Annotated in this window: 8 protein-coding genes; 6 read left to right on the top strand and 2 right to left on the bottom strand. The window is 68.2% G+C overall.

All coding sequences use genetic code 11. From position 1 onward, the window contains the following. The first annotated feature begins 142 nt into the window (after positions 1-142). The 5 genes from AC5RV2_RS12385 to AC5RV2_RS12365 all read left to right on the top strand — a co-directional run bounded on the left by AC5RV2_RS12385 (position 143) and on the right by AC5RV2_RS12365 (position 5,854). Positions 143-1,423 (top strand): MFS transporter, encoded by a 1,281-nt coding sequence (locus AC5RV2_RS12385; RefSeq protein WP_494092579.1) that lies wholly within the window; start codon positions 143-145, stop codon positions 1,421-1,423. Between the two features lie 142 nt (positions 1,424-1,565). After that, positions 1,566-2,435: a zinc metalloprotease HtpX gene (htpX, locus tag AC5RV2_RS12380; protein ID WP_493979860.1), complete on the top strand. Its 870-nt coding sequence runs from the start codon at positions 1,566-1,568 to the stop codon at positions 2,433-2,435. A gap of 7 nt (positions 2,436-2,442) precedes the next feature. After that, on the top strand, positions 2,443-3,135 hold the full coding sequence (locus AC5RV2_RS12375; RefSeq protein ID WP_494092578.1) for a histidine phosphatase family protein: 693 nt from the start codon (positions 2,443-2,445) through the stop codon (positions 3,133-3,135). Positions 3,136-3,238: 103 nt separating this feature from the next. Then, positions 3,239-4,408 carry an NAD(P)/FAD-dependent oxidoreductase gene (locus tag AC5RV2_RS12370; RefSeq protein ID WP_494092577.1) on the top strand — a complete coding sequence of 390 codons (1,170 nt, stop codon included), beginning with the start codon at positions 3,239-3,241 and terminating at the stop codon, positions 4,406-4,408. A 237-nt stretch (positions 4,409-4,645) separates the two neighbouring features. Next, positions 4,646-5,854, top strand: a complete 1,209-nt coding sequence (locus tag AC5RV2_RS12365) for a hypothetical protein (RefSeq protein WP_494092576.1) — start codon at positions 4,646-4,648, stop codon at positions 5,852-5,854. Positions 5,855-5,946: 92 nt separating this feature from the next. Here AC5RV2_RS12365 and AC5RV2_RS12360 read toward each other — a convergent pair whose 3' ends face one another. Together AC5RV2_RS12360 and AC5RV2_RS12355 are read right to left on the bottom strand one after the other, a co-directional pair. Continuing rightward, positions 5,947-6,378 carry a hypothetical protein gene (locus tag AC5RV2_RS12360; RefSeq protein ID WP_494092575.1) on the bottom strand — a complete coding sequence of 144 codons (432 nt, stop codon included), beginning with the start codon at positions 6,376-6,378 and terminating at the stop codon, positions 5,947-5,949. Positions 6,379-6,537: 159 nt separating this feature from the next. Further along, positions 6,538-7,029: a YajQ family cyclic di-GMP-binding protein gene (locus AC5RV2_RS12355; RefSeq protein ID WP_493979855.1), complete on the bottom strand. Its 492-nt coding sequence runs from the start codon at positions 7,027-7,029 to the stop codon at positions 6,538-6,540. Positions 7,030-7,195: 166 nt separating this feature from the next. Here AC5RV2_RS12355 and AC5RV2_RS12350 point away from each other — a divergent pair. Then, on the top strand, positions 7,196-7,441 hold a 246-nt coding region (locus tag AC5RV2_RS12350), incomplete at its 3' end, for a hypothetical protein (RefSeq protein ID WP_494092574.1).

Here is a 7,441-nt window from a genome sequence, read left to right as displayed (position 1 = left end):
CCGTCGTCGTGAGCCGTCCGTCGCGGGCACCGCAGGTGGCCAGCAGCCGTCAAAAGCTGCGTCCAGTGTCTACTGTCCAGAAGGGACGTAAGCCGCTGCGAACCGCCCGGGAAAGGTGCTGCGGGCAACTAGAATCTCCGCCATGCCCAAGTTGTTCGCCGATACGGCGCCGCTCAAGGAGAGCCCGGATTTCCGCCGGTTGTGGATCGGGACCTCGCTCTCCGCGATCGGTGCGCAGCTGACGGCTGTGGCGGTAAGCCTGGAGGTCTACCAGCTCACCGAATCGACCTTGGCCGTGGGCGGCGTCGGCGTCGTCGGGCTGATCCCGCTGGTGCTGGCCGGCCTCTACGGCGGCTCCGTGGTGGATGCCTACGACCGGCGCAAGGTGGCGCTCTATTCCGGCCTGGTGCTGTGGGCCTGCACCGCCGTGTTTGCGCTGCAGGCGTGGTTCCGGCTGGAGCAGGTGTGGCTGCTGTACCTGGTGATCGCGGTGCATTCGGCCGCGGCCGGGCTCAACCAGCCGGCCCGCAGCGCCATCGTGCCGCGGCTGGTCCGGCGCGAGATGCTGCCGGCCGCCAATGCGCTGACCATGATGACGTTCGGGCTGGGCATGACCATCGGTCCGCTGGCGGCCGGGGTGCTGGTGGCAGGGGTGGGCTTCGGCTGGACCTACACCCTCGACGTCCTCACCTTCACGGCGGCCATCTGGGCGGTGGTCAAGCTCCCGCCCATCCCGCCCGAAGGCGAGGTCCGGAAGGCCGGCCTGCGCTCGGTGGCCGAAGGCTTCCAATTCCTGCGGACCCGTCCCAACATCCGCATGACGTTCCTGGTGGACATGGCCGCGATGGTCCTTGCCCAGCCACGCGCCCTGATGCCCGCCATCGGTGCGGTCATCATCGGCGGCGGCGAGGCGACGGCGGGCATCCTGCTGGCCGCTGTCGCTGCCGGGTCGTTCATCGCCGCGGTGTTGTCGGGGCCGCTGGGAGGCATCCGCCGGCAGGGGCTGGCGGTGCTGTGGTGCGTGGTGGTGTGGGGGATCGCCGTCGCGGGATTCGGCGCCGTCGTCGTCATGGCCGGGAGGACAAACGCCGCGGCCGCCGGGGACGTGAGCGGATGGCTCGTGCCGGCGGCACTCTGCCTCGCCGCGGCGGGAGCCGCCGATACGGTCAGCGGGGTCTTCCGAAACACCATCCTGCAGGCGGCGACGCCGGACGCCATGCGCGGCCGCCTGCAGGGCATCTTCATCGTGGTGGTGGCGGGCGGCCCGCGGCTCGGCGATGCCGTCGCCGGCGGCGGCGGTCAATGGCTGGGCGAAGGTTTCGCCGCGCTCGCCGGCGGTGTCGCGTGTGTGTGCGCCGTCGGGCTGCTGCACAGATTGCAGCCGCGGTTCTCCCGCTACAACGACAGGCACCCCGAGCCCTAGCCGCCAGGCCGTCCCGACCGGGGCTGCGGAACATGGCGCCAGCGTCCGGCGTTGGAATAAGTGACCGGTGGATACACTGAAAGACGGAGCCCTGTGCCTGCATGACACGGGGCCGATGCGCGCGGGAGAGGACTCATAAGCGGTGCACAACCACTTCAATGGACTGAAAACGGCCGGCCTGCTCGGTGGGCTCTTTGCCCTCCTGCTGGCGATCGGCGCGCTGCTGGCCAGCGGGACCGGCAGCGCCAACTGGATCTGGATCATGGCCCTGATCGGCGTGGGCACAACCGCCTACAGCTACTGGAACAGCGACAAGCTCGCGATCCGCAGCATGCAGGCCTACCCCGTGACCGAAGCCGACCAGCCGGGCATGTACCGGATCGTCCGTGAACTGTCCGCGCGGGCGAACCAGCCGATGCCCCGGCTCTATGTGTCCCCGACGATGGCCCCCAACGCCTTTGCCACCGGCCGGAATCCCAAGAACTCGGCCGTCTGCTGCACCGAGGGCATCCTGCGCCTGCTGGATGAGCGCGAACTGCGCGGGGTGCTGGGCCACGAACTGATGCACGTCTACAACCGCGACATTCTGACCTCCTCTGTGGCCGCCGCGGTGGCGGGCGTGATCACGTCGGTCGCGCAGTTCCTGTTGTTCTTCGGCGGCCGCGACCGCAACGCCAACCCGCTTGCGCTGATCGCCATGTCGCTGCTGGCCCCGCTGGCCGCCATGCTGATCCAGATGGCAGTCAGCCGCACCCGCGAGTACGACGCGGACGAGGACGGCGCCACGCTGACCGACGATCCGCTGGCCCTGGCGTCGGCGCTTCGCAAGCTGCAGTACGGCACGCAGCAGGCGCCGCTGCCGCAGGACCAGAGGCTGGTCAACACGAGCCACCTAATGATTGCCAACCCCTTCAAGGGCGGCGGCGCGAAGAAACTGTTCAGCACCCACCCTCCGATGGACGACCGCGTCGCGCGGCTGGAACGGATGGCCGGACGGCCGCTGGGCTACTGAGGCAGGCATGCGGCTGCTGCTGATCCGGCACGGGCAGACCCACTCCAACGTCCGCGGGCTGCTGGACACCGGTGCCCCCGGGGCCGAGCTGACCGACCTGGGGCATGCACAGGCGCGGGCGCTGCCGCAGGCGCTCGACGGCGAGCCGATCGACGCGCTGCTCGCATCCACCCTGGTGCGCGCCCAGCTCACGGCGTCCCCGCTGGCCGCCGCCCGAAAGCTTGAGACGGATGTGCGCGACGGGCTGCGCGAAATCTCGGCCGGCGAGCTGGAAATGCGCGGCGACCGCGATTCCATCATTGCCTACATGACCACGGTCTTCGCCTGGGCGGCGGGCGACCTGGAGCGCCGGATGCCCGGCGGCCCGGACGGCCACGAAACGTTCGGACGCTTCGATGCCGTCATTGAAGAAGCCCGAACCTCCGGCATCGGCACCCTGGCGGTGGTCAGCCACGGCGCCATGATCCGCAGCTGGGCGGGCGCCCGGGCGTCCAATCTGACGGTCCCGTTCGTGGCCCGGAACCAGTTGAGCAACACCGGGGTGGTAGTGCTCGACGGCGGTCCCGACGGTTGGGAGGCACTCACCTGGATGGGCCAGGCCGTGGGCGGGCCCGAACTGGCCGACCCGCTCACCGACGGCCCGACCGCCGATCCGATCAACCCCGGGAGCGTCCCCTCCGACCCCGGCTCCCGGGACTGACGAGCAAAAGACCGCGCGGACCCGGAGCGGCCGCCGGCCCATGTCACACATCTGCCCGCGGCGGTGTCCTATCTCTGTAACCACACACGAGAGGGAGTTCGCGGTGAGCGCTAAGCATCGGATTGTCATCATTGGGGCGGGCTACGCCGGAGTCATGGCCGCAAACCGGCTCGCCGGCAGCAAGGAGCTGGCGGGCAGGATCTGCGTGAGCGTCGTTAACCCTTCGGCCGACTTCGTGGAGCGGATACGGCTGCATGAGGTCGCGGCGGGAGGCCGGGAATCGGCCGCTGTTCCGATGGACTCGCTGCTGCACCCGGAGGCCGCCCTGGTGGTCGGTACGGCCTCCCGGATCGATCCCCAATTGCGCACCGTCCACTTCGACGACGGCCGGGCCGCGCTGGACTATGACTTCCTGGTCTATGCTCCCGGCAGCGCCAGCCAACCCGTCCCCTCGGGATCAATCGGCTTCACGCTGCAGGACGCCTCCTCCGCCGCCCGCCTGCATCGCGCGTTGCAGCAGTTGGCTCCCGGCGCCGTCGTCAGCGTTATCGGTGGTGGCCTGACCGGCATCGAGGCGGCTGCCGAAATTGCCGGGGCGCTTCCGCGGTTGCAGGTGCGGCTGGTTTCGCGGGGGCGGACAGGTGCGGACCTGTCCGAGCGGGGCCGCCGGGCCCTGTTGGCGCAGCTGGCGGACCTCGGCGTCGAGGTCATGGACGGAACCCGGGTGGACCGGTCCGATGCACGGCGCATCATCCTGTCGGACGGTACGGCCCTGGGCTCGGACTGCACCGTCTGGGCGGCCGGTTTCAGCGCTTCCGGCCTCGCCGAAGCGAGCAGGTTGGCCACCGATGACCACGGCAAGTTGCTCGTCGACTCAACGCTGGCCTGCCCGGGGTATCCGGACATCGTAGGCGCCGGAGACGCAGTCCGCGCCCAGGACACGGTGGCCTCGCACCTGCGGATGGGCTGCGCGGTGGCCATGCCCATGGGAGCCCACGCCGCAGAGAACGTCATCGCCCAGATCCGGCAGCGGTCCCCTCGGGAGTTGTCCGTCGGGTTCATGGTGCGCTGCATCAGCCTGGGCCGGCGGTCCGGGCTGGTCCAGCCGGTGCATGCGGACGACACCCCGCGCCGGGTCGCCCTGGGCCGCAGGGGAGGCGCCCTGGTCAAAGAACAGGTGTGCCGCCTGACGCTGTCGTGGATCCGGGGCGAGCTCAAGCGCAGCGGTTCGTACAGCTGGCCCCGCGGCCCGCGCACCGCCGCGGCACGGTAGCCGCAGCACTCGAAGGGAGGGGCCGAGGGAGGGACCGCGTACTCGGTTTTGCGGGCCTGGTTACCGGCGGGGGCAGGACAGTTACCCTGCTTCCGGACGGGCAAATACGGGGATGTATCTGACCCACTACTCGACTCTTTCGGATCCGCCTGGATTTCGTTGCCCCCGGTTAAGTCCGCCTGTTAGTGTCGCCGGATCCGCGCCGCGCGGGGTTCAGTTGGGGGAAGAGAGTTCATCATGCGTTTTTCGTCATTGGTGGCCGCGACGGCGTTGGGGCTCGTCGTCGCATTGGCGCCAGCCGGTCCGGCGCTCGCCGGTCCCGCCGAACGGCAGGCCAACTGTACAGCGCTGGGCGGAACGCTCAGCGGCAACGGCAGTAATCAGGTCTGCACGGTGACAACTGTCGTCGTCGGCCCTGATGTTCCGTCAGGCACTCCGACGACCACGTTCAGCCCGGACCGGCCCGTGGGCGATCCTGTCACCGTGGACACGTCGCTTCCATCCCGGCAGCCGGATCCCACGGTGACAACAGAGGAACGCAACGTCGGCGACGCGACTGTCGTGAGGACCGAGCGCGCCGGCACCCCGGTCGTGACCGAGGAAGAGCGCAATGCCGGCGAGGCCGTCAGCGAGGACGTCGTTGTTCCCGGCACGCCGACGTCCACAACCCGGACGGAGCGGGGCACGCCGACGAGCACCGAGACGCCCGCAACCACCAACTGCCGCAGGGTAAACAACGAGCGGGCGGCGAAGCCCGTGGAGAGGTGCGAGCGGGCCGTCCTGACCACGACGACGACGCCCACAACGATCGTCACCACGACGACCACCCCGCAGGAACGGGTCACCACGACGACCCAGCCGCGGGAAACGCTGATTACCACGACGACGCCGTTCACCGAGGTCTTCACCAGCACCCAGCAGCGTGAAATGTGCACCACCACCACCTACCAGACGGTGATCGCCACCGCGACGACCCAGCAGACGGAGCGCACGGCGACGACAACGCAGCCGACAACGCGGACCACCACCACGACGACCACCAGGTTCGACTTCCCGCGCGGCACCGACGTCCCCACCCCCATGGGCGTTCCTGAGGTGAAACAGTCAACGGCACCCGGGACTCCGGTGGTGACGGAAGCAGTTGTTCCCGGCACGCCGATCGTGACCACCGGAACCCGGCCGGGCGATGAGGAATCGGACACCGAGTGCGCTCCGATCGCCCCGGTGGTGACGGTCACCGAAGGGGAAACGAGGCAGGAGGTTACGACGGCGACCGTGCCGGCAGAGCCGGTTGTCACCGTGACGCGTGAGGACATCGAGCCGCTGGTCGTCGAGACCGAGGCCCCGGGGGCGCCGATCGTGACGACCGATGTCCGCAGCACCGGCGAGACCTGCTACAACAACCCCTCCAACGCAGAGCAGCGGGGCAACCGCTGCGCGGCGTAGCCCCTAACGGGTTTCACTGACGCTGCCGCCTTCCCTCCGGGAGGGCGGCAGCGTCATGCGGTCCTGCCGAAGCCGGAGGCTACTGTAGGCGGCTAGAGTCCGTGCACCAGGAGGTTCCGGTGCGGTTGCACCCAACCTTTGGCCAGTGCTGTGCTCGCGTCATATCCATCGGCGATCAGCTTGGCCTTGATTCCGGAGGCTTCGAGTCCAAGTGGGCCCGTATGCTCGAGCCGGCCACATCCGGCGGCGTAAACACCGAATGCCGGGTTGTCCATGATTAAGCACATTTCGCGGGGGTCGGGGGTGCCCATCAAGGCGGCGTAGAACGCGTAGCCGTCCATCTCCGTCAGAAACCGCACGCTGTCCGGGACTACGCCCAGGTCTTCCAAGCGCTCCGCCGGTAGGTCGTCCGCGGTACTGGATGGGGCTGACAGCGCCGACACCCGGGGAGGCTGGTGGCTGGTGCAGCCTGCCAGCGCCAGCAGTACCGCGGCTGCAACGCTCAGTTTGGTCAGCGTGCGCATGATCTCCCCGCCTCTGGTGAAACAACGTTTGCCTCACGCTAAGCGGGAAATGATCAGCACAGAAGGAAATGAACGTTGCGATGCAGTAACTAAACCGTCCTCGACGTCCCTGCGGACTAACGCCTGGTAAGCACCTGGGCCAGGCGTTTCGTTCCGGGACTACCGGTAGTTGATGAACTGCAGGTCGACATCCAAGTCGGAGCCCTTGAGCAGCGATATGACTTCCTGCAGGTCGTCTCGGGACTTGGAGGTGACGCGCAGTTCGTCGCCCTGGATCTGGGCCTTCACGCCCTTGGGGCCCTCGTCCCGGATCATTTTCGAGATCTTCTTGGCCTGGTCTTGGGCGATGCCCTCCTTGACGCCGGCCTCGATCCGGTACTCCTTGCCGGAGGCGAACGGCTCGCCGGCGTCCAGCGACTTCAACGAAATGCCGCGCTTGACGAGTTTCGACTGGAGCACGTCCAGAACGGCCTTGACCCGTTCCTCGGAGTTGGCCTTCATCAGGATTTTTTCGCCGCTGAAGTCAACCTCGGCGCCGACTCCCTTGAAGTCATAGCGCTGCGCGATTTCCTTCTGCGCCTGGTTTAACGCGTTGGCGACTTCCTGCTTGTCCACCTTGCTGACGATGTCGAACGAAGAATCGCTGGCCATGGTTCCTCCTGGGTCGGGGCGTATGTGTCTTGGCACCAGCCTACTGAATCGCACCCGGACACGCGGCGTTCCCAGCTGGGACGCAGGTTCCGTCCACCGTTCCTTCATCCGGACCCGCGAGAATCACAAGGCCGTATGAACCACCGAATTTGCAGGAGAAGCACGCATGAAAGCACGCCCGCGGTACATCGTCACGTCGATAAGGGTTGCTGCGGGTTCGATCCTGACCGTGACGACCGTCGCCACCGTGGTCGTGATGGGCTCCGCGCCCGCCCTGGCGGGCCCGGCCTCCCTCGCATCTGTCCAGGCGCCCGCCGCGGCGGTTGGCGCTGCCTCTTTGATCCGGCGGGACACCCACGAGCTGGAGCGTGGACTCGACGCCACGGCCGGAACCCTGCTCGGCGGTGCCGCC

The organism is Arthrobacter sp. Y3225116 (assembly GCF_059091245.1).
This window is presented reverse-complemented; position numbering and strand designations above follow the sequence as displayed.

What these genes read in the sequence shown, in the direction of transcription:
- AC5RV2_RS12355 (WP_493979855.1), bottom strand. Translation starts at nt 7,029, where the DNA reads ATGGCCAGCGATTCTTCGTTCGACATCGTCAGCAAGGTGGACAAGCAG.
- AC5RV2_RS12365 (WP_494092576.1), top strand. Translation starts at nt 4,646, where the DNA reads ATGCGTTTTTCGTCATTGGTGGCCGCGACGGCGTTGGGGCTCGTCGTC.
- AC5RV2_RS12385 (WP_494092579.1), top strand. Translation starts at nt 143, where the DNA reads ATGCCCAAGTTGTTCGCCGATACGGCGCCGCTCAAGGAGAGCCCGGAT.
- AC5RV2_RS12360 (WP_494092575.1), bottom strand. Translation starts at nt 6,378, where the DNA reads ATGCGCACGCTGACCAAACTGAGCGTTGCAGCCGCGGTACTGCTGGCG.
- AC5RV2_RS12375 (WP_494092578.1), top strand. Translation starts at nt 2,443, where the DNA reads ATGCGGCTGCTGCTGATCCGGCACGGGCAGACCCACTCCAACGTCCGC.